At 35.2% G+C, this 23133-nt stretch carries 19 protein-coding genes; 8 read left to right on the top strand and 11 right to left on the bottom strand.

All coding sequences use genetic code 11. The features are described from left to right. Positions 1 to 21: 21 nt before the first annotated feature. Positions 22 to 1152 carry an efflux RND transporter periplasmic adaptor subunit gene (locus ABID42_RS04715; RefSeq protein WP_367282671.1) on the bottom strand — a complete coding sequence of 377 codons (1131 nt, stop codon included), beginning with the start codon at positions 1150 to 1152 and terminating at the stop codon, positions 22 to 24. A gap of 450 nt (positions 1153 to 1602) precedes the next feature. Then, a complete protein-coding gene (locus ABID42_RS04710; RefSeq protein WP_367282670.1) occupies positions 1603 to 2196 on the bottom strand; it encodes a TetR/AcrR family transcriptional regulator in 594 nt (197 codons plus the stop codon). A 405-nt stretch (positions 2197 to 2601) separates the two neighbouring features. Between ABID42_RS04710 and ABID42_RS04705 the strand changes: the two genes are divergently transcribed. Further along, a complete protein-coding gene (locus ABID42_RS04705) occupies positions 2602 to 4962 on the top strand; it encodes a TonB-dependent receptor (RefSeq protein WP_367282669.1) in 2361 nt (786 codons plus the stop codon). Positions 4963 to 5161: 199 nt separating this feature from the next. Next, on the top strand, positions 5162 to 6802 hold the full coding sequence (locus tag ABID42_RS04700) for an ABC-F family ATP-binding cassette domain-containing protein (RefSeq protein ID WP_323257810.1): 1641 nt from the start codon (positions 5162 to 5164) through the stop codon (positions 6800 to 6802). Positions 6803 to 7069: 267 nt separating this feature from the next. Here the strand turns inward: ABID42_RS04700 and ABID42_RS04695 are convergent, their stop codons facing one another. The 3 genes from ABID42_RS04695 to ABID42_RS04685 form a co-directional block, all read right to left on the bottom strand. Then, on the bottom strand, positions 7070 to 7756 hold the full coding sequence (locus tag ABID42_RS04695) for a TerC family protein (protein WP_323257812.1): 687 nt from the start codon (positions 7754 to 7756) through the stop codon (positions 7070 to 7072). Between the two features lie 94 nt (positions 7757 to 7850). Further along, a complete protein-coding gene (locus ABID42_RS04690) occupies positions 7851 to 8726 on the bottom strand; it encodes a CE1 family esterase (RefSeq protein ID WP_367282668.1) in 876 nt (291 codons plus the stop codon). 63 nt (positions 8727 to 8789) lie between these two features. After that, positions 8790 to 9926: a hypothetical protein gene (locus tag ABID42_RS04685; RefSeq protein ID WP_367282667.1), complete on the bottom strand. Its 1137-nt coding sequence runs from the start codon at positions 9924 to 9926 to the stop codon at positions 8790 to 8792. 119 nt (positions 9927 to 10045) lie between these two features. Here ABID42_RS04685 and ABID42_RS04680 point away from each other — a divergent pair, with 119 nt between their 5' ends. Both ABID42_RS04680 and ABID42_RS04675 read left to right on the top strand, forming a co-directional pair. Beyond that, complete coding sequence (locus ABID42_RS04680; RefSeq protein WP_367282666.1) at positions 10046 to 10240, top strand: hypothetical protein; 195 nt, start codon at positions 10046 to 10048, stop codon at positions 10238 to 10240. 151 nt (positions 10241 to 10391) lie between these two features. Next, on the top strand, positions 10392 to 10856 hold the full coding sequence (locus ABID42_RS04675) for a hypothetical protein (RefSeq protein WP_367282665.1): 465 nt from the start codon (positions 10392 to 10394) through the stop codon (positions 10854 to 10856). Positions 10857 to 11053: 197 nt separating this feature from the next. On the opposite strand, the gene ABID42_RS04670 is transcribed toward ABID42_RS04675, so the two are convergent. Beyond that, on the bottom strand, positions 11054 to 11977 hold the full coding sequence (locus tag ABID42_RS04670; RefSeq protein WP_367282664.1) for a hypothetical protein: 924 nt from the start codon (positions 11975 to 11977) through the stop codon (positions 11054 to 11056). Positions 11978 to 12278: 301 nt separating this feature from the next. Between ABID42_RS04670 and ABID42_RS04665 the strand changes: the two genes are divergently transcribed. Beyond that, complete coding sequence (locus ABID42_RS04665) at positions 12279 to 14984, top strand: alpha-L-rhamnosidase (protein WP_367282663.1); 2706 nt, start codon at positions 12279 to 12281, stop codon at positions 14982 to 14984. Positions 14985 to 14996: 12 nt separating this feature from the next. Beyond that, positions 14997 to 15950, top strand: a complete 954-nt coding sequence (locus ABID42_RS04660; protein WP_367282662.1) for an SGNH/GDSL hydrolase family protein — start codon at positions 14997 to 14999, stop codon at positions 15948 to 15950. 87 nt (positions 15951 to 16037) lie between these two features. Here ABID42_RS04660 and ABID42_RS04655 read toward each other — a convergent pair whose 3' ends face one another. From ABID42_RS04655 to ABID42_RS04645, 3 genes are all read right to left on the bottom strand, one after another. Then, on the bottom strand, positions 16038 to 16508 hold the full coding sequence (locus ABID42_RS04655; protein ID WP_367282661.1) for a hypothetical protein: 471 nt from the start codon (positions 16506 to 16508) through the stop codon (positions 16038 to 16040). 161 nt (positions 16509 to 16669) lie between these two features. Further along, positions 16670 to 17704, bottom strand: a complete 1035-nt coding sequence (gene cydB, locus ABID42_RS04650) for a cytochrome d ubiquinol oxidase subunit II (RefSeq protein WP_367282660.1) — start codon at positions 17702 to 17704, stop codon at positions 16670 to 16672. Between the two features lie 37 nt (positions 17705 to 17741). Beyond that, positions 17742 to 19121, bottom strand: a complete 1380-nt coding sequence (locus ABID42_RS04645; RefSeq protein ID WP_323257835.1) for a cytochrome ubiquinol oxidase subunit I — start codon at positions 19119 to 19121, stop codon at positions 17742 to 17744. Positions 19122 to 19452: 331 nt separating this feature from the next. Here ABID42_RS04645 and ABID42_RS04640 point away from each other — a divergent pair, with 331 nt between their 5' ends. Then, positions 19453 to 20082, top strand: coding sequence for a 3-keto-disaccharide hydrolase (locus tag ABID42_RS04640; RefSeq protein ID WP_367282659.1), 630 nt, complete (start codon positions 19453 to 19455; stop codon positions 20080 to 20082). 134 nt (positions 20083 to 20216) lie between these two features. Continuing rightward, complete coding sequence (locus ABID42_RS04635; protein WP_367282658.1) at positions 20217 to 20450, top strand: hypothetical protein; 234 nt, start codon at positions 20217 to 20219, stop codon at positions 20448 to 20450. Positions 20451 to 20542: 92 nt separating this feature from the next. Here ABID42_RS04635 and ABID42_RS04630 read toward each other — a convergent pair whose 3' ends face one another. Both ABID42_RS04630 and ABID42_RS04625 read right to left on the bottom strand, forming a co-directional pair. Continuing rightward, a complete protein-coding gene (locus ABID42_RS04630) occupies positions 20543 to 22063 on the bottom strand; it encodes a gluconokinase (RefSeq protein WP_367282657.1) in 1521 nt (506 codons plus the stop codon). A 129-nt stretch (positions 22064 to 22192) separates the two neighbouring features. Continuing rightward, entirely contained in the window at positions 22193 to 23074 is an 882-nt protein-coding gene (locus tag ABID42_RS04625; RefSeq protein WP_367282656.1) for a helix-turn-helix domain-containing protein, read from the bottom strand. Positions 23075 to 23133: the final 59 nt, after the last annotated feature.

The following is a 23133-nucleotide window of genomic DNA, read 5'->3' as shown; positions in this document are numbered from 1 at the left end:
GGATATTGAATAACTTGTGAATTAGTTTTTTGCAACTTCTTTATCAGTATTTTCAGGCGCAATGATAGTACCTTCTTGCAAATTTTCGAAACCTTTGAATACGATTCTATTTCCGTCTTTTATGCCCTCTTTCACTAAATAATTGGTGCCACTTTTTCCAGCAATAGTGATGGGCTGTTTGGTTACTTTATTGCTTTTATCAACCGTAAAAACAAATAGTTTATCCTGAATTTCGATGGTAGCTTCTTGAGGAATCAACAAGGCATTTTCATGCTGAACGCTTAGATTTACTTTGCCTGTATTACCCGAACGAAGCAATCCTTTTGCATTTGGAAAAGTAGCACGCAAGGTAATAGCACCTGTATTTTTATCAAATTGTCCATCTATCATATCAATTCTTCCCTTTTCCGAATACACAGAACTATCTGGAAGTATTAACGAAACTGGCGGAAGATTTTTGATTTTATCACTGATTGAAAAGCCTTCATATTGTGATTTAAAGGCGATAAAATCACTTTCACCCAATGAGAAATATACATGAACTTCATGAACATCCGAAAGTTGGGTTAGAGCCTCAACATCAGCAGATGAAACTAAGCTACCTTGTTTTTTAGGAAGCCTTCCGATAAAACCGCTTACTGGAGCTTTAATCAAAGTATAACCTAAATTGATTTCTGCAGTACTAACCATCGCTTTGGCTTGAGCAATATTGGCTAAAGCTGTTTTATAATTGGCTTGGGCTGTTTTCAGTTGATACTCAGAAACAACTTTGTTTTGTACCAGTGGACTTAATTTATCTACTTCTAATTGTGCGTTGATGGAAGCAGACTCTGCGGCATGCAAACTAGCAATAGCGCTATTTAGCTGTGCACGAAAGGGTAAATCATTGATTTTGAAAAGTGCTTGACCTTTGTTTACAAATACGCCTTCGTCAACAAATACTTTTTCTAAATTTCCACTTATTTGTGGGCGAATTTCAACATTTACTGCTCCCTGAATCGAAGCGGGATATTCAGAAATAGTTAGTGCTGAGGTACTGTTAATATTGATAACAGGTAATGAAGGAGCGGTAACGGTCTGGACTATAGGTTTCTTTTCTGAACAAGCAGATAAAGTATAAAGGATTAATACACCTAAGAATATATTCTTCATGACTAATTTGATTTGTTAAAATGAATTGACTTAATGGAATTTTTAAAAACTTTGTTTTAATTGTTTGCAGTGCATTTGCCTTGAAATACATTACTACTGTGTTTAGGATGTTGATTCATAAGGATTATTTAGTTTAAAATTTAAAGATATTTAATATTGTATAATTATTTAACGGTGTTAAGTAATTATACAAAAAAATGCTATAACTATGAAAGTGTTATCATAACTCACTTTGATTTTTACGTGTAATAAATTATTTAACAGTGTTAAGTAATAATTCAAAAAAATATTGTCTCTTATTATATAAAATCAATATTGAATATTTTTAGTTCATTAATGAGAATAAATTATTTAACAGTGTTAAATGAAATACTTCAAGAAAAATAATGGATGAAGAAAATTTAATTGATTAAGCCAATTGTTCGAATTTTTTAAAAATGAAATTTGAGATTAATTTAACGACCTTGTAATTCCAATAATGGCATCTTTTAATATTTGAAGATTCATGTCGTTCGGCAAACCATTTCCAACCAAATTGATTGAAATCAGACCATGAACCACAGAGTAATAAGTATAATATTTCTGACAAATAGTATCTTCATCAGCATTTTTATCACCCATTACTTCAATAATTGTTTCAGTAAACAAGTCATAAGGCGTTTGTACTTCTGGAAATGCTACCATGTGGCAGGTTGTCATTTCAACGCCAAACATTAATTGGTACATTTCTTTATTTTCGAAAGCAAAGTTCCAGTAAGCCAACCACATAGCTTCCAATTGTTCAGTTGGATTCTCTTTACTTTGTTTTGCTGAAATTAAATCTTTATTAAGAACTAAATAACCTTGTTTGGTTAATTCTTGAAGGATTGCTTCTTTATTGGCAAAGTACTCATAAATAATAGGAGCAGTATATTCTATGGCATCAGCAATTTTTCGTAAACTCAAGCCCTGCCATCCTTCTTCCTTCACAATTTTACATGCTGCATCTAATATATTATTGCGGGTTTCTTCCTTTAACCTTAATATCCTGTCCTTACTTGCCATTTCTATAAAATAAATAATTTAACGCTGTTAGATAATATTAAAAGCATTTTGTTTAGAGATGTAAATTTAACATGATTTTATTTGTATGATGTATAAACTCACAAAATAGAAAAAAAGTTTATAATGATAAAAATAATAAGACAAAGACGAACACCAAAGCTGTAACAGTAAAAAAAGGGATGAAACGACTTTTGTTTTAAGTAAAAGTTTTTCAAATAGATTTTAGGTAATGGATTATCAGTGTTCCCTATAATTCCCAATACGAAAGTTATATTACTTTTCTAAATTGCGAACCATTTTTTAGTAAAAAATACCTCATCCTTTTATCAAATGAATCGCTAAATTTACAAGATGCCATACTCCCAACAATTTCGTAAATGTTTTCCCTTTGTACTTCTGCTTTTTATGCCCTTTTTAGGTTTTGCACAAGGAACGGTAAAAGGACAAGTAAAGGATGCTCAAACAGCTACAGCTTTGAGTTTTTCAACCATAAGAATTTTTAATAATGCCGACCAAAAGTTAGTTGGGGGCAATATTGCGAATGATGCAGGAGAATTTTCTATTCAAAATCCTTACGGTACTTATTATGCTTTGGTTGAATTTATTGGTTATAAATCTTTTAAATCGGCAGTTTTTACTTTATCGAAAGAAAAGAAGACAATCGATTTAGGATTGATTCAATTGGCTGCTTCAAGCAGTACTTTGGATGAAGTGGTGGTGCAAGCCGAAAAAAGTACAATGGTCTTGGCTTTGGATAAAAAGATTTTTAACGTCGGTAAAGATTTATCGAATGCTGGCGGTTCGGCTTCTGATATTCTCAGTAATATTCCTTCCATTTCTGTGGATGCCGAAGGTGGTGTAAAATTGCGTGGAAGTGATAATGTCAGGATTTTGATTGATGGAAAACCGTCGGGTTTAGTCAGTTTCAAAGGAGGTGCTGGCTTACAACAATTACAAGGAAGTTTGATTGAAAAAGTAGAAATTATCACAAATCCTTCTGCTCGTTATGAAGCTGAAGGAATGTCGGGCATTATTAATATCATTCTGAAAAAAGAGCAAAAACAAGGTTTCAATGGCTCATTTGAATTAATTTCTGGAAATCCTGCTAATTATGGCGTTTCGGCAAATGTCAATTATCGTCACCGAAAAGTCAATTTCTTCGTCAATTATGGCATTTCGTATCGTGATTTAAGAGGAAATGGCACATTATTTCAAAATGTGTTTTCGAACGATACAACTTTTACCTTGAATCAAACCAATAGCGGAAGCGTGAAAGGTTTGAACAATAATATCAAAGGTGGATTAGATTTTTTCTTGACGGATAAAGACATTTTTACGGCTTCATATTTATTGCGAAGAAGCGATGTAAGAAGAATTACAGATTTTCGTTACGATGATTCGAACAATAAAACGGAAACTTTACACACGATTACTTATCGTCAACAAGATGAAACGGAAACTGAACCGAATTCAGAATATTCAATTACTTATAAGAAAAGTTTCGATAAAAAAGGTCAGGAATTGGTAACTGATATTCGCTATTTAGATTATTGGGAACGTTCTGACCAGACGTTTAAACAAAATGGATTTTGGGCGGATGGAAAACCTAATTCGGCTAATACCAAATTACAAAAATCGCTTAATGATGAAGCTGAAAAGCAGATTTTATTACAAGTAGATTATATTCAGCCAATTGGTAAAGAAGGAAAAATTGAAACTGGCTTGCGAACCAGTTTCAGAGATATGACCAACGATTATAGTGTGACGCAACAAAATGCTTCAGGTAATTTTGAGCCACTCGCTGGGCTCACCAATAATTTTGTTTACAACGAAAATATCTCAGCAGCTTACGGAATTATCGGCAACAAAACCAAGAAATTCTCGTATCAAGTAGGTTTACGGGCAGAATTGACGAATGTGACAACAACCTTGAAACAAACCAACGAAGTCAATCCAAGAGAGTATGCTAATTTATTTCCAAGTACACATTTTACAATGAATTTGGCGAATGAAAATGCTCTGCAAATTTCTTATTCAAGAAGAGTAAGAAGACCAACTTATAACGATTTGAGTCCTTTCGTTACTTTCTCTGACCAAAGAAATTATTTCAGCGGAAATCCAAATTTGAATCCTGAATTTACGAATGCTTTTGAGTTGGGACATCTGAAGTATTTTGAAAAAGGGTCGTTTTCTTCTTCGCTTTATTACCGACAAACATCAGGTAAAATTGAGTCGATTCGTTCTGTTAACTCATCTGGAATTTCTACGACTTTACCCTTGAATTTGCTTGGACAAAATTCTTACGGTGCTGAATTCGCCACCACTTATTCACCAACCAAATGGTGGAAATTAGATTTTAGCTGGAGTTTTTTCAGAGCCATTACTGATGGGTCAAACGTTTCAGCCAATTATAAAAGTGATACTTACAGTTGGTTTACCAGACAAACCTCCAAATTTAATTTACCTAAAGGCGTGGATTTACAAGTACGTGCGAATTATGAAGCGCCACAACAATTGGCACAAGGAAGACGAGGCTATTTATTTTATACCGATTTGGCGATGAATAAGGATGTTTTTAAAGGAAAAGGTACACTTACTTTAAATATTCTGGATGTTTTCAATAGTAGAAGAGTTAGAACAATTATTGAAGGGGCAAATTTTTATTCTAATAGAGATTTCTTACCAAGACAAAGACAAATCAATTTGACTTTAAGTTACCGATTGAATCAAGCTAAATCGGCTTCAAAACCTAAAATGGAAGAATGATTTTGAGTGTTGAGTTAGGAGTTTCGAGTGTGGAGTAAAGTATTTGTAATGTAGGGAAACACAAGTATTTATTGTCTAGAGGACAGTGCAAATTATTCACAGCGTGAGCAATAAAGGAATATAAATTTTAACTCCACATTCAAAACTCGAAACTCAGCACTTAAAAAGTGCTTATCTTTGCATTTCATAAAAAAATACAATGATTTCAATAGATAACGTAGCGGTAGAGTTCGGTGGAAGAGCTCTTTTTAGTGATGTCACTTTCAACATCAACGACAAAGATAAAGTAGCCCTGATGGGAAAAAACGGAGCGGGAAAATCTACGCTTTTGAAAATTATAGCAGGCGTTGATAAAGCAACCCGAGGCAAAATTTCAGCTCCAGGCGATGCCGTAATTGCCTATTTGCCTCAGCACTTACTCACAGAAGATAACAGTACTGTTTTTGAAGAAACGTCCAAAGCTTTCTCGACAGTATTGAACATGAAAGCTGAAATTGATGAATTGAATACTCAGCTTGAAACTCGAACTGATTATGAATCAGACGAGTATATGCACATCATCGAAAAAGTTTCAGAACTGAGCGAGAAGTATTACTCTATTGAAGAAATCAATTTTGATGCAGAAGTAGAAAAAACACTTTTAGGTTTAGGCTTTTTACGTTCAGATTTCACTCGTCAAACTAGCGAATTTAGTGGTGGCTGGCGAATGAGAATTGAGTTGGCTAAAATCCTTCTTCAAAACCCAGACTTGATTTTATTAGATGAGCCAACCAACCACATGGATATTGAGTCTATCCAATGGTTAGAGGATTTTTTGATTAATAATGCCAAAGCCGTTATCGTAATTTCTCACGATAGAGCTTTCGTTGATAATATTACCAACCGCACCATTGAACTGACGATGGGACGGATTTACGATTATAAAGTAAATTATTCTCAGTATTTACAACTCAGAAAAGAGCGTCAGGAACAGCAACAAAAGCAATTCAATGACCAGCAAAAAATGATTGCTGAAACCCAAGAGTTTATCGACCGTTTCAAAGGAACGTACTCAAAAACTTTGCAGGTACAGTCAAGAGTAAAAATGTTGGAGAAGATTGAGATTGTAGAAGTAGATGAAATAGATACTTCTGCTTTGAATTTGAAATTCCCACCTGCTCCACGCTCAGGTAATTATCCTGTTATCGTTGATAATGTCAGTAAAAGTTATGACGACCATGTCGTTTTTAAAGATGCTTCATTGACCATTGAAAGAGGTGAAAAAATAGCTTTTGTAGGTAAAAATGGTGAAGGTAAATCAACGATGGTGAAAGCCATCATGGGAGAAATTCCTTTTGAAGGAGATTTGAAATTAGGTCATAATTCCATGATTGGCTATTTTGCTCAAAATCAAGCTTCTTTATTGGATGAAGATTTAACCGTTTTCCAAACGATTGATAACATTGCAGTGGGCGAAGTAAGAACCAAAATCAAAGATATTTTGGGAGCATTTATGTTTGGTGGCGATAGCGTCAATAAAAAAGTAAGAGTATTGTCGGGAGGAGAAAAAACTCGTTTGGCAATGGTGAAATTGTTACTTGAGCCAGTTAACCTATTGATTCTGGATGAGCCAACCAACCACTTGGATTTAAAAACCAAAGATATTTTGAAGGATGCTTTGAAGAGTTTTGAAGGAACAATCATCTTGATTTCTCACGATAGAGATTTCTTAGACGGATTAGCTAACAAAGTATTTGAATTTGGCAACAAGCGAGTAAAAGAACATTTTGAAGACATTACTGGCTTCTTGAGAAATAAGAAATTAGAGAATTTAAGAGAAATTGAACGTAAAGAAAAGTAAGAAATATAAGTCATCCTGAATTTTAAAGTTATAAAAAAGCGGTCGAAAAACTAATTTCGACCGCTTTTTTATGATTGATGAGTAATGAATTCCTACTGTTTGAGCGGAGCGAGGCGGTTCGCCGCTGCGATTAGGAATTCTTGATTTTTTTGCGGCCGCCGCTGCGGTTACTTTTTGTATCAAGACAAAAAGTAAGGACGAGAACAAATCCAAGAATTTTAAAAACTCGCTATTTAAAGTGAAAATTCAGGATGACTCATATTGTATCTATTTTGCACTTTTTCTAATCTGAATTACATTCACTAAGAAAGAAAATGCCATTGAGAAATAAATATATTGTTTTGGAATATGAAAAGCTAAACCTTCGGCAATCAACGTTACGCCAATCATCATCAAAAAACAAAGGGCTAAAATCTTCAAAGATGGATGTTTACTGATAAAATTACTGATTGCACCCGCCACCATCATCATAATTGAAATCGACACAATTACTGCTGTGTACATCACCCAAAGTTCATCTACTAAACCAACCGCAGTGATGATACTGTCGATTGAAAATACCAAATCTAAGATAATGATTTGCCCAATAATCTTTGAGAACGAAGTATAAATAAAGGGCTTGTCGTCATGTTCATCTTCTGTTTTTTCAAAAATTTCTTTGTTACTCTTGTACAATAAAAACAAACCTCCGACAATCAGAATTAAATCTTTTCCAGAAAAATCTATATCCGAAATCGTAAATAGCGTTTTGTCAAGTTTCATAATCCAGCTAATACCTGCCAGTAAAATCAAACGAGTAATTAAAGCCAAACTTAAACCAACTAAACGAGCTTTTTTGCGTTTTTCAGCGGGAAGTTTGTCGGATAAAATAGAAATAAAAATAATGTTGTCGATACCTAAAACGATTTCGAGAACGATAAGCGTAATGAGTGAAATCAGAATTTCTGTTGTCATGTTTTAACTTAATTGAGTTTTTAGGCTAAACATACTTTTTGATAAAATATTGTACCAGCCAACACATTTGCATCTTTTTGAAGTAAAATGCCATTTAATTACGTTTAAAAAAAGCCCAAGCTTCTAAATATACGTCGATGTCATTAGGATAATCGTGTTTTCCGCCGATTACTTTCAATAAAGTTACTTCTGGTTTTTTCTTTTCTTTGAAAGTATATTTTTCAATGGTTTTATGATCGTTCGGGTCATTATCAGGTAATTTTTCCAAGCTTGGCTCGCCTTTGTAACCTGCAAGACTTGCCCAATAATCAAAAGTGCGGTCAGTTGAACGAACGAATCCTAAATTGACCGTCGGACCAAGTTTTACTTCTCCACCTTGATATGGATTAATTGGGTCCAAAGTACCATTGACAATCATCACGGGTTTAGCTATTCTTTTTTCAGCGCAATCAAAATTGTTTGTATCAGGTAAATTAGCAACGATTGCTGTGATGGCTCTAAACTTTTCGGGCATCGTCAGCGCTAATTTATACGCCATGTGTCCACCGCCAGAAGTACCAACAGCAAATACTTTCTTCTCATCAATTTGATATTTCTCTTTGAAATAACTAATCATTTGTCCGAAAAAAGCTTCTTCATTGATATTCTCTTGATTTGCGGCTGAATTTGCTGTTTTTCTACATTCGTTCCAATAACGTTTGTAGCCATTCGGGAAAACCAAGAGTATATTTTCTTTAGCCGCCAATTCTTCAAACTTTTTGGTAGGCTCATAATTCCCATACTTTCGGATAAGCATTCCGTCGCCTTGCGAGCCATGCAAAACAAAAACTAAAGAAGCTTTGGCTTTGTTCGTAGGCAGATAAAAGAAGCTTCGAGAATGGTTTTCAATCATCATCGAATCGGATAGAATTTGTGCATTTGCTAGCTGACAGCAACAGATAAATAGCATCAACGAAAGTAAATTTTTCATAGTAATTTGAGATTTTTTGGATATTGGTCGAAGTATAATAGGAAATTGTGAAATAAAGTATTTTTACTGCATAATCTCTGATGAAACTAATATAAAATCGTACTTTTCAATCAAACGGTAGGTATCAAGTGTCAGAGAGCCATCGTATTTAATTCTACGTCTAAGGCTTCTTATATCAACCAAAACCCATTTCTCTTTGTCGTATAATTTTGAAAATACTTTGGGATTTTCATTGTCATTACTTTCAAAATCATCAATGATTTTGCCTTTTTCAGTAGTATATCTTACCATGCAATAAACATTGGCAAAATTAGTTTTGTTATGTTCTGCTACTTCAAAAATGGCATTTCCTATGTCATATATTTTTGTTGCCAAATTCATTCCTTTGGCTAAATGATTACTCCCCATTTTGAAAAATATTTTTTCATCTTTAGTCTTCAAAGCGTCATAATATTTATAGAAATTACTTTTCATCAAGCTTGCTCTTTTGGCATTGTCGCCTTCGTAATAAATCTCTTTTGAGATTTTAATTTCATTGGCTAATTGTTTTAAACTTGGCGACTTCACTACTTTGGTTAAACTATCTAAGAGTTTGCCATTGGGCATCCACCATTTAGCCAATAGACTGTCGGCAACGGGTTTGTATTGTTGTTTCAACGAATTGGGAACGCCGCTGTATAATTTGTTGATGCAATATGGAAATGTCATTTGAAATTCTTGGTCGATTCCCCAAATAGTATAATTCAATTTGCTGGCAGTTTGTAGCATTTGGATGTCTTCCTTACTTTCAAAAAAAGGAAAGGTAGGTCTGATATGATTCTCCTTTGAAAAACTTAGAATCGTTTCCAGAGGATTACTTTCCTTAGCGATTTTCATTAATTCCGATGCTACAAATGGACTTGTTTCAACACACCAAGTTTTATAACCATTTTTTGAAGCACTTTCCAAAGCAAAGCTTGTCAACTGAGAAAGCATTGGCGAATTATGATACTCTCCCCAAGCAACAAATTGATTTTCGGCAAAAAGATTTTCAAGGATTGTCCATCCTTTTCCATTGGGTTTTTGTCCGTCGAAAGTAAAGTAATTGGTATTTTCAGCGATACATTTATTGAGTCTTTGTTCGTCAGTGAGGGCTTGTTTTGTTTGTCCGAAAGTAAAATTGACAATAAATAGGCAAAGGATTAAGAGGCATTTTTTCATGGTGATGCTTGTTTATGTGTGTTTAGAATAACTTGTAGGCTGAGTTTGAAACCAAAAGTAAGTAAGGATTGAAACAGCTTGGTAAATTTTGTACCTTTGTTTGTCAAATATAATGAATTATGAGAAGAAAAATAGCGATGGTTTTTAACCAAACTGATTTGAAAAACAGTAACCAAACTCTTGAAGATTTTAGCTTTTGGCAAAGCAAGACTCCTCAAGAACGTTTAGCGGTGGTTACCTTTCTGGTGAATCAAAATCTAAAACCCTCTCAAAGAATGGATAAAACTATTTCTTCTCAAAAAACAATGAAGTAATGACACTTGAACCAGACTTTGAAGATTTTATATCTCTATTGAATCAACACCAAGTCGAGTACTTAGTAGTTGGAGGATACGCAATGGCATTTCACCAATTGGTAAAGCGTAACAAAAGGCAATATTGAGAAATAAATTAATATTTTTATTTATGAATGTATTTATAACATTAGGTTTAAGGACAACTGAACCTTACTTTGATAATATTCCTAATATTGAAAAAATAATAATGGGAGATTTTTTCAATAAGCATATTTTACATAGATATGAGTTATTTGAAGGAAAACCAGAAAAAATATTAGATATATTATGTGAAGAATTAAACGATAAAGCAACTGATGTTTTAGTAAGTTATGCCTGTGAAAATATCAAACAGATGTTGTATCTATCCAATAAACTTAAAGAAAACAATCATCAATTGCATACTGTATTCATTCCCTCACCAGAGCTTTTATTAATGAAAGTCGAAGAAGAGTTAGAATTTACACGTAAGCACGCCAACTTTGCAAGTTGTACGGAATTGCAGATTGAGGAAGGCTATCAAGAATGGCTAAAAATATACGAAGAAATAAGGCATGAACTGCCTAAATATGGTATTGAAGTAAAGGATGTTTAATATACCCTCCGTAGGAACGGTATATTTCGTTCCTACGGAACTATGTTTGGGAAATGGTCTTGTGGTTTTCTACCGATATATTGTCCCTATCGGGACTATTGTTCTTGCTGTTGTTTCCTCAATCATTTAGTTTGAAAAGAAATATTTTAGATAAGTACAAGTGATGTTTTGCTTAATACTTAAACTATGGTTGCGAGTTAACCACTCATATCAGATAAAAAATTAAACCTACCTAAATTATTTGGATGGTCAGCCATTAAATGCTTTGTTTTGAGCTTTTTAAGAATTTTCAGACCGAAAGTTTGTTCAGAGATTTTATTAATTAGAAGTTCTTTTAACTTTTCATCACTATATTCTCCTCCCTTTTCTTTTTTGAGAAATTGAAATAAACTTTCAATCCTCTCCTCATTTTTTAATTTTGCCATTTCTTGCTTAAAAGCCTGCTGGAGATAAAATTCGCAAGTCGAAAAAATAATATTAGAATGTCCATCAGCTTTGTTAATTTTTTCGATTGCATTTTTGATATCACCACCTATTAGCAAATCCAAATAAAATAGTGAATATCTTTCTTCTAAGAACACTGGGAAATCAGGATCGTCTGGTGCTAATGCAGCATAGTATGGGAAAACAGTTTCACGAGGCATTATATACTTCAGATTAAATGCTCCTGAACAAGTAGCAAAAATTACAAATAAATTATTCACAGTTAATTCATTTATATTTGTCAGTTTTGCTAACAATGTTGTCCAATCTACAAAATCTCCATTCTTAACAGTAATACCATTCTGTTCTTCAGTACCATGTATCTCAAAATGAATCAATGGATATTCATTACTTTTTTTGATTTCATCACAAATCTCATCTAATTTATAAAGTAGTTCATCTCTAGAACTAACCGATACCAGTTCATAAGAAAATGATTCATTCCTCATTTTACTACAATAGGGAAAGAGTGTTTGTGTATAATATTCACCAGATGACATCAGTATCCCATCACGAATTTGTTTTTCATGCTCAGGGAGTGATTCAATTATAATTATTTTGTCAAATTCAAAACCGAAATTATTCATTACTTTGTTATTGTTTTTATATCTTTCTTGTGAGCCAAAATAGTTTCTCATCTTTTTCAATATAGCTAAAGTAGCTTTATTATAATTCTCTAAAGTATCACATTAACCCTAAACATAAAAATCAAAAAACGCCTTTCTGTTGAGAATTTATTATACGGTAATTCCTTCCTCCAACTCGGAGCAACAAAATGATAGACTGAAATTCCTTCCTGCAACTTGCAGGAACAAAATGATGTACTGAAATTCCTTCCTGCACGTTGCAGGAAGGAATTAACCCACAAAAGAGAACAGCTTCTAATATTTTCCGCTGTAATTTCCCCGCTCTTATATTTAGATTTACTCATATAAAACCATGAACCTTCCATTTTCTTCAATGCGTCTTTGTATTTTATCTGCTTTTTTATTGCTTGGTCAAGGTATTTTGGGCAATACGCCTTGCCAACTCAGGGCTTTGCAGTGTGAGTATCTGGTCAATCCTTTGGGAATAGATGCACCTTCGCCACGCTTTACTTGGCAGTTGGCAGATGCCCGACAAGGGGCAAAACAAAAGGCGTATCAGGTTTTAGTCAGTACCGATTCTTTGGCTTTGAGCAAAGGAGTAGCGAATGAGTGGAATACGGGTCAAAAAAATACGAGTCAGACCTTAGTGAGCTATCAAGGTAAGGCTTTGCAGGCTTTTACTAAATACTTTTGGCGTGTAAAGATTTGGGATAAAGATGGACAAACGACGACTTCTGACATTGCCACTTTTGAAACGGGCATGATGAACATGAGCAATTGGCAAGGTGCTTGGATTAGCGATTCAAGGGAGGTAAATACCAAGCCTGCTCCTTATTTTAGAAAGAGTTTTCAGAGTAACAAAAAAATCGTTTCGGCACGTGCCTATATTGCTGTGGCTGGTTTGTATGAATTGTATATCAATGGTGAAAAAATCAGTAATCACCGCCTCGACCCGATGTACACTCGTTTTGATAGACGTACTTTGTATGTGACGCACGATGTGACGAAGCAATTACAAACCGGCAAAAATGCCATTGGTGTACTCTTGGGCAATGGTTGGTACAATCATCAATCGACAGCCGTTTGGTATTTTCACGAAGCACCTTGGCGTGGCCGTCCCACTTTTTGCATGGATATTCGGGTGAAATATGCCGATGGCACAAGTGAAGTAATTGCCACAGGCAAGGATTGGAAAACGGCATTGAGTCCGATTATTTTTAACAGTATTTATACGGCAGAACATTATGATTCCCGACTGGAGCAAGTCGATTGGAACAAAGCCAATTTTGATGATAAACATTGGAAAGAAGTAATTTTCAGAACTGCACCTTCCAACAATATCGTCGCTCAGGCTTTGCATCCGATTAGAAATGTAGAAGAAATTCCGAGTAAAAGTTTGAATAAAATCAATGATAGTACTTTCGTTTTTGATTTGGGCAGAAACATTTCGGGCGTAAGTAAAATTAAAGTTTCGGGCAAAGCTGGTACTGTGTTACGTTTGAAACACGCTGAAAGATTATACCCGAACGGAAGAGCGGATTTATCAAATATTGATGTACATTATCGCCCGACAGATGATAAAGACCCTTTCCAAACGGACATCATTATACTTTCGGGAAAAGGCGAAGAAAGTTTTATACCACATTTTAATTATAAGGGCTTTCAATATGTAGAAGTGACGAGTTCGCAAGCGATTCAATTGACGAAGGAAAGTCTTTCGGGCTATTTTATGCACAGCGATGTACCTGTGGCTGGGAATGTGAATACTTCAAACCCGACCATTAATAAAATCTGGGCGGCTACGAATGTTTCTTACTTGTCGAATCTATTTGGTTATCCGACCGACTGTCCGCAAAGAGAGAAAAACGGTTGGACGGGCGATGCCCATATTGCCAGCGAAACGGGTTTATATAATTTTGACGGGATTACGATTTACGAAAAATGGCTCGCCGACCACCGAGACGAACAACAAGCGAATGGTGTTTTGCCTTCTATTATTCCTACCGACGGTTGGGGTTATGAATGGGGCAATGGTCCAGACTGGACAAGTACCATCGCCATCATTCCTTGGAATATCTATTTGTTTTATGGCGATACTAAGATTTTGGCAGACAATTACGAGAACCTCAAACGCTATGTCAATCATATAGAATCCATTAGTCCAAACGGATTAACGACTTGGGGCTTGGGTGATTGGGTGCCTGTTAAATCAAAATCGCCTGTTGAATTAACTTCTTCAGCTTACTATTTTGTAGATGCCAGCATCTTGGCAAAAACCGCCAAATTATTTGGCAAAACCGCCGATTATGAATATTACTCAGCTTTAGCAACAAAGATAAAAACAGCTTTCAACAACAAGTACCTCAATAAATCAACAGGCATTTACGGAAGCGGATTCCAGACAGAATTAAGCGTTCCGCTGTGTTGGGGTTTAGTGCCAGACGAACTAAAAGCCAAAGTTGCTGAAAACTTAGCCAAGCGAGTAGAAGCTGATAACAATCATTTAGATGTAGGTTTATTGGGTACAAAAGCTATTTTGAATGCTTTAAGTGAAAATGGTTATGCTGATGTAGCTTATAAAATAGCTTCGCAAGAAAGCTTTCCTTCTTGGGGCTGGTGGATTGCCAACGGGGCAACTTCACTCTTTGAAAACTGGCCGATTGATGCTAAAAGTGATATTTCAATGAACCATATCATGTTTGGTGAAATTGGGGCTTGGTTGTACAAAGGCATCGGGGGTATCAAACCAGACGCTTCGCAGGCAGGTTTTAAAAATATCATTTTAGAACCTAATTTTGTAGAAAGCTTAAACGCTTTTGAAGCATCGCATGATAGTCCGCAAGGTAAAATTATTTCTTCATGGAAAAGGGTAGGAGAGAAGATTGTCTATATTATCACCATTCCTGCCAATGCAACGGCAACGGTTTTGCTGAACGTAACAAACCATCAACATATTCAAAAGCAGTATTCGGTAGTAGAAAAAAGTATTTCCATTACGCATAAACAATTAAAAATTAACCCATTATCAGCAGGAACGTATCAGTTCGAGATTCAGTAAATTAACCAAAACATGAAAAAAAGTATTTTTTCTCTATTCCTTATTTTAGTAGCATCAATCGCATTTGCACAAGTAGCACCACAGCCATTGTTTAAACCAGAGGTAAAAAAAGTATTATTTCTGGGCAATAGCATTACTTATGCAGGCAATTATGTAAATGATATTGAGGCGTATTGTATCGCACATTTTCCCAATCAAAAGATTGAATTTATCAATGTTGGTTTGCCCAGTGAAACCGTTTCGGGATTGTCGGAAGATGGTCATGCCGAAGGAAGATTTCCCCGACCAGATTTGCACGAACGCCTGTCAAGAGTATTAGCAAAAATAAAACCCGATTTGGTTTTTGCCTCTTATGGCATGAACGACGGCATTTATTTGCCTTTAGATTTAGTTCGTTTTCAGAAATTTAAAGATGGCATTCAATGGTTGCACGACAAAGTAGTGGCTTCTGGAGCAAAAATTATCCACCTGACGCCACCCATTTATGATGAAGTAAAAGGCAAGAAAATTGGCTATGCCGATGTCTTAGATGTATATTCAAATTGGTTGATAGAACAAGCCAAAAAAGAGAAATGGGAAGTAATAGATGTGCATTATCCGATGCAAAGAGTACTGGATGCACATCGTAGATTAGACCAAAGATTAGGCATTGAAACTTCTTTTGCTTTGGCAAATGATGGCATTCACCCAGCCGAAGCAGGGCATTGGATTATGGCAAAAAGTATTTTGATGTACTTAGGAGCAAAAGAAATCATCAAGGCAGGAACGGTTCAAGCAACACTTGGCAATATTGAAAAACCCGATGCTTTTTTAAAACTGATTACTGAAAGACAAAATATTTTAAAAGACGCTTGGCTAACGAATATCGGACATTCACGTCCAGAAATGAATAAAGGTTTACCTTTGGAAGAAGCACAAAGCAAAGCCGAAGCCTTAGAAGTACAAATTCGAGAAATGGCGAAGTGAGAGAAGTTTTGAGTTTTGAATGCGGAGTGAGGAGTTGTCCTCGTCTAAAATATCGTGTAGCGGCAACTCTTGCGGTTGCCGTTTTCTTTATGGTATAGTTTCTAAACCGGAAAACTTAAATATCCCATTTTCCTTTATAAAGTAAATACCAAGTTGCGCTCCTTCATGTCCAGGAGCAAACTCATTGGCTTTCCATGTTGTTAAAAAAGCAATTACGTCTGCACGCCTACTATTTTGTTTATAGAGTATTATTTCTTTAGACTTTGAAGCTCTTTTCCAACTTTCGGAGTTCTTGATAGCTTTTAGATGTTTATTGAAAAAATCATTTCTCTTTAGGTTATAAATCCCAAGTTTTGAGTTTTTGGAATCTTCGCATATAATGCAATAGATTACTTTTGTAGATATTTTTTGGAATTCTACAAAGTCTGGGTTTTTAAAGTTTTTGAAAACGTTATTTAATGATCTCATTACTAAAAGACTGTCGTTCTTACTGATGGACTGTCCTTTACAAATAGAAACCCCAAATATTAGAATTAGTATTGTCAAAAACCTTTTCATATTATGTGTGTTAAGTCTTTATACTTTTAGCGATTAAGCTCCCTAATTATATTTTGCCTGTGGAATGGCAACCGCAAGGGTTTGCCGCTACTTTGAAAACTTTATTTGTCTTATTAATTTAAAAAAATTCACGCAATCACTAATTCACAACTCACTAAATCCTAATAAGAACTCTCATCCAACTTTACTTTTCCTTTAAATGTCCAGAATACAAAGAAAGTATAAGTGGCTACAATCGGTACGCCAATTGCGGCAAAGAGCAAAATAATCGACAATGATTTTTCAGAAGAAGCTCCATTATAAATGGTAATTGAGTAAGCAGGATTGATGGTTGAATGGATGATTTTTGGAAATAAGTTCATCGCTACCGTGACTAAAAGTGATGCCATCGTAAAGGCAGAAGACATAAACGCCAACATATATTTCCCTTTTTCTAATAATATTCTGGTGTTGATGATAATCAAAACTGTAATCAAAGGCACAGCAAAAAGCGTAGGATGTGCTTTGAATGTAGCTGACATACTAGGAAAATATACCAATGTTACCATTGTTTGCAAGATATAACAAACCACAAAAAAGCGACTGGTATCACTTACCATAATAGATAATTTGGTATAAAGTCTTTTTTCGGTTTTCATTACTAAATATATTGAACCGTGCATCGTGCAAGATGCTAAAGTAGTTAAACCCGTCAGTAAGGCATAAGGATTTAACAATTGTACAAAATCTCCTTGATATTCAAAATTCTCATCAATCGGAATGCCTTGAATCAAGTTTCCCAATACAACGCCCAATAGAAAAGCAATCATCATACTTGAAATCGAATAAATAATATCCCATAGTTGTCGCCACCAAAGCATGGTTTCTTTACTTCTAAATTCTATGGCAATGGCACGCAAAATCAGTACCATCAAAAACAACATAAAGGGAATGTAAAAAGCAGACAGTAACGTTGCATATACTTCTGGAAAACCCGCAAATAATGCTCCCCCACCAATTACCAACCATACTTCGTTGCCATCCCAAACCGGTCCAATGGCATTGAGGGCGATTCTTCTGCTTTCTTCTTTTTTGAAAAGTAAATGAATGGCACCTGCTCCTAAATCGAAACCATCTAAAATGGCATAGCCTGTAAAAACCGCTCCGATAACGGCAAACCACCATGTGGGCAAATCTATTCCTAAAAAAGTAGCCATAAGCTTCTGAGTTTATGAGTTGAAGGTTTAAGAGAGGTTAGTCTAAAATTGGATTATTCCGTTTTGACGAATCTATAATTTCATCTTTTTCATGGTGGTCGCTTGGACCATGTTTTATCTTTTTGTTGAGTAAGTAAATAAACAAAATAAAGAGTAACACATAAATTACAGTAAACATGATGAGTGAAAACCAAACTTGATTTGCCTTTACAGATTTAGAAAGTGCATCTGAAGTTCTCAATAAGCCATAAACTACCCACGGTTGTCGCCCGACCTCGGCAGAGTACCAACCTAATTGATTCGCCAATTGCGGCAATAAAACCGAGAATGAGAAAATTCTAAACAGCCATTTTTGATTAAACAAAGTCCCTTTGTACCATAAAAAAGAAGCCAACAAAGTAAGCCCAATTAACGCCATACCGATTGCCACCATCAAATGATAAGTCTGAAAAACAAAATTTACGGCTGTTGGTCGGTCTTCTTTTCGGAAGGCTCTGAGTCCTTTTACTGGAGTAGTAAAATCTTGGTGAAGTAAAAAAGTTAAGCCTTTCGGAATTTTCAAGCCTGTTACTTCTTCCTTTTTTGTATCAACAAAACCCAATAAATACATATCTGCCACGGCTGAACTATCATAATGTCCTTCAAAAGCCGCTAATTTGGCAGGTTGATTTTTGGCTACCCCATCTGCTGAATGATGCCCCGTAAATAATTGTGCTAATGAAGAAATTGTTGCGACCGTCAAGGCGATTTTAAAAGCTTTGCGAGAAAGTGCTACATGGCGTTCTTTATACAAATAATAAGCGTGAACACTCAGAACCAAAAAAGAACCTGCCAAAAATGAGCCAATCCAAACGTGTGACAATCTGTCCACAGAAGAAGGATTGAAAACCATTGCCCAGAAATCTGTAATTTCAGCTCTTGCTTTTAAGCCTTCGCCAACGATGTGATAACCCGCTGGTGTTTGTTGCCAAGAGTTAGCGACCACAATCCAAACGGCTGAAAACATTGAACCAATCGTAACCATAATGGTTGCAAAAAAGTGTACTTTCGGACTTACTCTATTCCAACCGAAAATCAAAATTCCTAAAAATCCAGATTCTAAGGCGAAAGCGAAAATACCTTCTGCCGCTAAAGCGGAACCAAAAATATCACCAACATAACGAGAGTAAGAAGCCCAGTTTGTACCAAATTCAAATTCCATTACGATACCCGTGGCGACACCAATGCCGAAAATTAGAGCGAAAATCTTAATCCAAAAACGTGTTAATTGTTCATAAACTTTGTCGCCTGTTTTTAAATAGAGACCTTCCATGCAGACCATCACTAAGGCAAGACCAATACTTAATGGCGGATAGATATAATGAAAAGCAATGGTAAAAGCGAACTGAATCCGAGAGAGTATTTCTACATTATCCATGAGCTGAGGGTATAAAATTATTCCTCAAATGTAAGCCACGGAGCGTCATTTCTACCTTAAAATACCTAAAAAATTAAGTATTTTTTTGCCTTATTTCTGCAAGATTTTATCATCTACTAAGTAAGTTTAACAGACTCAAGAAAATATATAATTATTAGTACTTATTGGGTTTGAGAAGAGACTAGAAAATGAATTTTCGAATACTCTCTGAAGTAATTACCCTACAGAAACATATACAGCGATTTTCAACGTTTATAGCCAAAATGTATTCGTAATTTAGCGATTCAATAAAACAACCCATTCCTTCCAAAGGAATTCAAATCATTCAAACATGAAAAAACTATCTTTAGTACTGTTATTCTTAATATCAATGAGTCCTGCTTTTTCTCAGAAAAAAGAAAAAGGTTGGTTTTCGCTTTTTGATGGAAAAACCTTTGCTGGTTGGAAAGTAAATGAAGAAAATCCCAGTACGTTTTCTATCGAAGATGGAACGATAAAAGTAGCAGGCGAACGTACTCATTTATTTTATGAGGGAACTGTTGGGAAACACGACTTCAAAAATTTTGAGTTAAAATTAAAAGCGAAAACCTTACCCGGCTCAAATTCAGGTATTTTTATTCATACCGCTTACCAAGCTTCTGGCTGGCCAGAAAAAGGTTATGAAGTACAAGTAAACCAAACACACGGCGACTGGCGTAAAACAGGAAGTTTGTATGGTATCAACGACGTGAAAGAAAATTTGGCGAAAGATAATGAGTGGTATGAGTATCACATTATTGTGAAAGACAAAAGAATTGTTATTAAAATAAACGATAAAGTAGCAGTTGATTATATCGAGCCTGATACTCTTCCAGCAGACCGTGGTTTGAAAAAACTTAGTTCAGGAACAATTGCTTTACAGGGACATGACCCTAAAAGTGTAGCTTATTTTAAAGATATTAAAATCAAGATTTTAGAGTAGTATTGTTTAGAAGTGTTTAAAAATCTTTTATAAAAGGTGTAGGATAGCAGTATCTTGCACCTTTTTGGCTTTGAAACTTGCTTTTAGAAGCTTATGTTTGTCCTACAATATCTAAAACATAATTAAAACTAGCTATGATGAAGTATTTAACGCAAAATGGAGAGGTGCTTGAAGGAGAGACTTTCCCTGATATTATTGTTGCCTTTCGTAATGGATTAGAATTCCCAGCCAATCAAACAACATTGGAGTTTATGGTTAGTTTTGCCAATAGACATTTTAAGTCAAATGGTTCAAAAATTAGTACGCTTTCTTACGGTGCTTTTTTAGCAGACTTGGTTTCTAATAAGTATCTGACAAAAGCTGAATAAAAATCAAGAGGCTCTCTTTAAAACAATTAATCTGTTTTAAGAAGAGCCTCTTGACTAAGTTTTTTAAATTCTTACATCTTGTACGAAAGTATTTAAAGCTCTTGTTGCAAGGCAACAATCTGCTCAAATTCATTTTTTAAGTTATGGCTTAATCGTTCAAAAATTTCGAAATACTTCATGTAAATTTCGTGGTTTTTAGGATTGGGTTGATAAGTCTCCACAGATTTTACGGTAGAAGCCGCCGCTTCCAAATTACTATAAACACCTAATTGAGTAAGTCCTAATAAAGCTGTTCCTAAAGCTACGCTATCATGGTGGTCGTTGACGTGAATGGTTTTTCCATACATATCAGTCAAAATTTGAGTCCACAAAGGCAAAGACGCATAAGCTCCATTGATATAAATACTATCAAAATTTCTATGCGTTTCAAGCGTTTTACCAATGCTATACATTTCAAAAAGGATTCCTTCAAGCGTAGCACGTACAAAATGTTTCCGTTCGTGGCTGATGTTTAACCCAAAGTACATTCCACGGGCATTAGCATTCCAAAGAGGAGCTCTTTCTCCAAGTAAATAAGGTAAAAACAATAAACCATCTGCTCCAGCTTTTACTTGAGCGGCTTCTTTGAACAAATCATTAACGACATCTTCAAAATCTAAATCTTCTGAAAAATCACCAAATTGGCGTGCAAACCATTCAAAAACTACTCCGCCATTGTTGGTTGGTCCGCCAGAAACATAATAGCCTTCGGCTAAGAGATAATTAAAAAAGCGATTTTTTTCATCTTTTAATACTCCTTTGCCAGCCACACGAACAGCACCACTTGAGCCAATGGTGATGGTGGCTCTGCCCGAACCAACGATTCCAGCGCCTAATGTTGCTAAACAGCCATCACTTGCACCAATAATTAAGGTAGTTTTAGCAGGTAAACCCAATGTAAAACAATACTCTTTTTTCAAGAATAAATTAGTATTGAAAACCGAAAGTGGTTCAGAGAGTCGGTCGGCAGTAATGCCTGCAAAATCTAGTGAATCTTGATTCCACTTAAGATTATGTATATCAAAAAGCCCTGTCGATGAGGCAATGCTGTGGTCAACCACATATTCGCCAGTAAGTTGTTTAATAATATACTCTTTTAAGGAGATAAATTTATGTGTTTGATCAAAGCGAGCTTTATCATGATTTTTTATCCAAGTAATTTTCACAATCGGCGACATTGGGTGTATTGGAGTACCCGTTGTATTGAAAATACTTTCTCCTTGCGGATGTTTTTTTAAGGCTTCTGATTCTTTTACACCACGATTATCAGCCCAAATAATGGCGTTTCCAAGAGGAGTACCATTTTTATCAACCGCCAAAACACTGTGCATCGACGAACTGAAGCAAATGGCGGTTACTTTATATTTTTTAGGATGAACGTACTCGTTCAATAAATTTTTAAGGATATAAAGCGTAGTAATAAAAATCTGTTCTGGGTCTTGTTCGCTGTAATCTGGCTGTGGATGAAAGGTTGGGTAAGAACCTTTTTTCCAGCAAAGCATTCGCCCATTCATATCAAAAGCATGAATTTTAACAGCAGAAGTATTAATGTCGATAGTAATGATACAATCCATAGTTATTATTTAAGCTATGAGCCGTGAGCTATCAGCTTTGAGCTTTTTTAAGTTTATAAAATTGGGTTCAGCTTTTTAGCTTTGAGCAATGAGCTTTTCGTCAGTAATAAAAAAGCTCAAGGCTGACAGCTAATCAGTATTCTTTCTAAACTCACGAGGCGTGTAGCCTGTTAGTTTTTTAAAGGTTGACGAAAAATGTTGTGATGAATAAAAACCTGTTTCCAGAGCAATATCCGTCAAACTTAAATCTTTTCTGCCTAATAATTTAATGGCTTCTGAAATCCTGATATTGATAAGATAATTTAAAGGCGAAAAGCCCGAAAACGCTTTTACTTTTTCACTAAAAGCTGTTGTTCCCAGACCCACTAAACCCGCCATTTCTTCAACAGACCAAGGATGCGATAAATTTTCACGAAGAGTTTGTTCCAATTTCAAAAAAGTTTGTGGGAAATCTCGCCTGAGGTTATCCTGTTTACTCAAATGTCGCACCGCAGTAATCAATAATTCATCAATTAAATGGTTCACACGGGTTTTGTAGCCCAATTCTTTGGCGAATAATTCTACTTCAAGATTTTGGAAAATCTGTTGACAAGCTTTTAAACGAGTAAGAATAGGTTTTTTATTCAATGAAAGAATTGTACCAATTACTCTTTGGTCGGTTTCAGAAATACTACTCCATTCACCCAAAACCAATTCTCCATTGGCTTCAAAGTGAAGCGGTTTTATGGTTATCCACATCAATGCTCCGATGTCGTAAGCTCCTTTACTACTCCCGATTGTCTGCCACGGACAAGTAAGCGAAACATCATTTGGATACAGTAAAAAAGGCTGTCCGTCGATATTCCAATCAAATTTCCCATCAACAATTAGGCAAATTCTAATGCCTTCACTTGCCTTTATTTCTTGGGAATTGAGTTGAATATTCTGGATTTTATAATTGGCAAACTCAATAATGTACGGGAAATACGATAATTCCTTCGCCTTTCCTTGGTACAGTATAAATTGACTCATCAGGTTTATGGAATGATTAACAAATTTTCTTGCTGGATTTCCAGTAAAATTAGGTCAAT

The organism is Arcicella rosea (assembly GCF_040543805.1).
In the GTDB taxonomy this organism is placed as follows: domain Bacteria; phylum Bacteroidota; class Bacteroidia; order Cytophagales; family Spirosomataceae; genus Arcicella; species Arcicella rosea.
The sequence above is the reverse complement of the archived record's forward strand: the minus strand, read 5'-3'. Positions and strand labels throughout refer to the sequence as shown.

What these genes read in the sequence shown, in the direction of transcription:
- ABID42_RS04675 (WP_367282665.1), top strand. Translation starts at nt 10,392, where the DNA reads ATGAATGTATTTATAACATTAGGTTTAAGGACAACTGAACCTTACTTT.
- ABID42_RS04630 (WP_367282657.1), bottom strand. Translation starts at nt 22,063, where the DNA reads ATGGATTGTATCATTACTATCGACATTAATACTTCTGCTGTTAAAATT.
- ABID42_RS04695 (WP_323257812.1), bottom strand. Translation starts at nt 7,756, where the DNA reads ATGACAACAGAAATTCTGATTTCACTCATTACGCTTATCGTTCTCGAA.
- ABID42_RS04715 (WP_367282671.1), bottom strand. Translation starts at nt 1,152, where the DNA reads ATGAAGAATATATTCTTAGGTGTATTAATCCTTTATACTTTATCTGCT.
- ABID42_RS04705 (WP_367282669.1), top strand. Translation starts at nt 2,602, where the DNA reads ATGCCCTTTTTAGGTTTTGCACAAGGAACGGTAAAAGGACAAGTAAAG.
- ABID42_RS04700 (WP_323257810.1), top strand. Translation starts at nt 5,162, where the DNA reads ATGATTTCAATAGATAACGTAGCGGTAGAGTTCGGTGGAAGAGCTCTT.
- ABID42_RS04680 (WP_367282666.1), top strand. Translation starts at nt 10,046, where the DNA reads ATGAGAAGAAAAATAGCGATGGTTTTTAACCAAACTGATTTGAAAAAC.
- ABID42_RS04625 (WP_367282656.1), bottom strand. Translation starts at nt 23,074, where the DNA reads ATGAGTCAATTTATACTGTACCAAGGAAAGGCGAAGGAATTATCGTAT.
- ABID42_RS04670 (WP_367282664.1), bottom strand. Translation starts at nt 11,977, where the DNA reads ATGAGAAACTATTTTGGCTCACAAGAAAGATATAAAAACAATAACAAA.
- ABID42_RS04685 (WP_367282667.1), bottom strand. Translation starts at nt 9,926, where the DNA reads ATGAAAAAATGCCTCTTAATCCTTTGCCTATTTATTGTCAATTTTACT.
- ABID42_RS04655 (WP_367282661.1), bottom strand. Translation starts at nt 16,508, where the DNA reads ATGAAAAGGTTTTTGACAATACTAATTCTAATATTTGGGGTTTCTATT.
- ABID42_RS04640 (WP_367282659.1), top strand. Translation starts at nt 19,453, where the DNA reads ATGAAAAAACTATCTTTAGTACTGTTATTCTTAATATCAATGAGTCCT.
- ABID42_RS04710 (WP_367282670.1), bottom strand. Translation starts at nt 2,196, where the DNA reads ATGGCAAGTAAGGACAGGATATTAAGGTTAAAGGAAGAAACCCGCAAT.
- ABID42_RS04690 (WP_367282668.1), bottom strand. Translation starts at nt 8,726, where the DNA reads ATGAAAAATTTACTTTCGTTGATGCTATTTATCTGTTGCTGTCAGCTA.
- ABID42_RS04635 (WP_367282658.1), top strand. Translation starts at nt 20,217, where the DNA reads ATGATGAAGTATTTAACGCAAAATGGAGAGGTGCTTGAAGGAGAGACT.
- ABID42_RS04660 (WP_367282662.1), top strand. Translation starts at nt 14,997, where the DNA reads ATGAAAAAAAGTATTTTTTCTCTATTCCTTATTTTAGTAGCATCAATC.
- cydB (WP_367282660.1), bottom strand. Translation starts at nt 17,704, where the DNA reads ATGGCTACTTTTTTAGGAATAGATTTGCCCACATGGTGGTTTGCCGTT.
- ABID42_RS04645 (WP_323257835.1), bottom strand. Translation starts at nt 19,121, where the DNA reads ATGGATAATGTAGAAATACTCTCTCGGATTCAGTTCGCTTTTACCATT.
- ABID42_RS04665 (WP_367282663.1), top strand. Translation starts at nt 12,279, where the DNA reads ATGAACCTTCCATTTTCTTCAATGCGTCTTTGTATTTTATCTGCTTTT.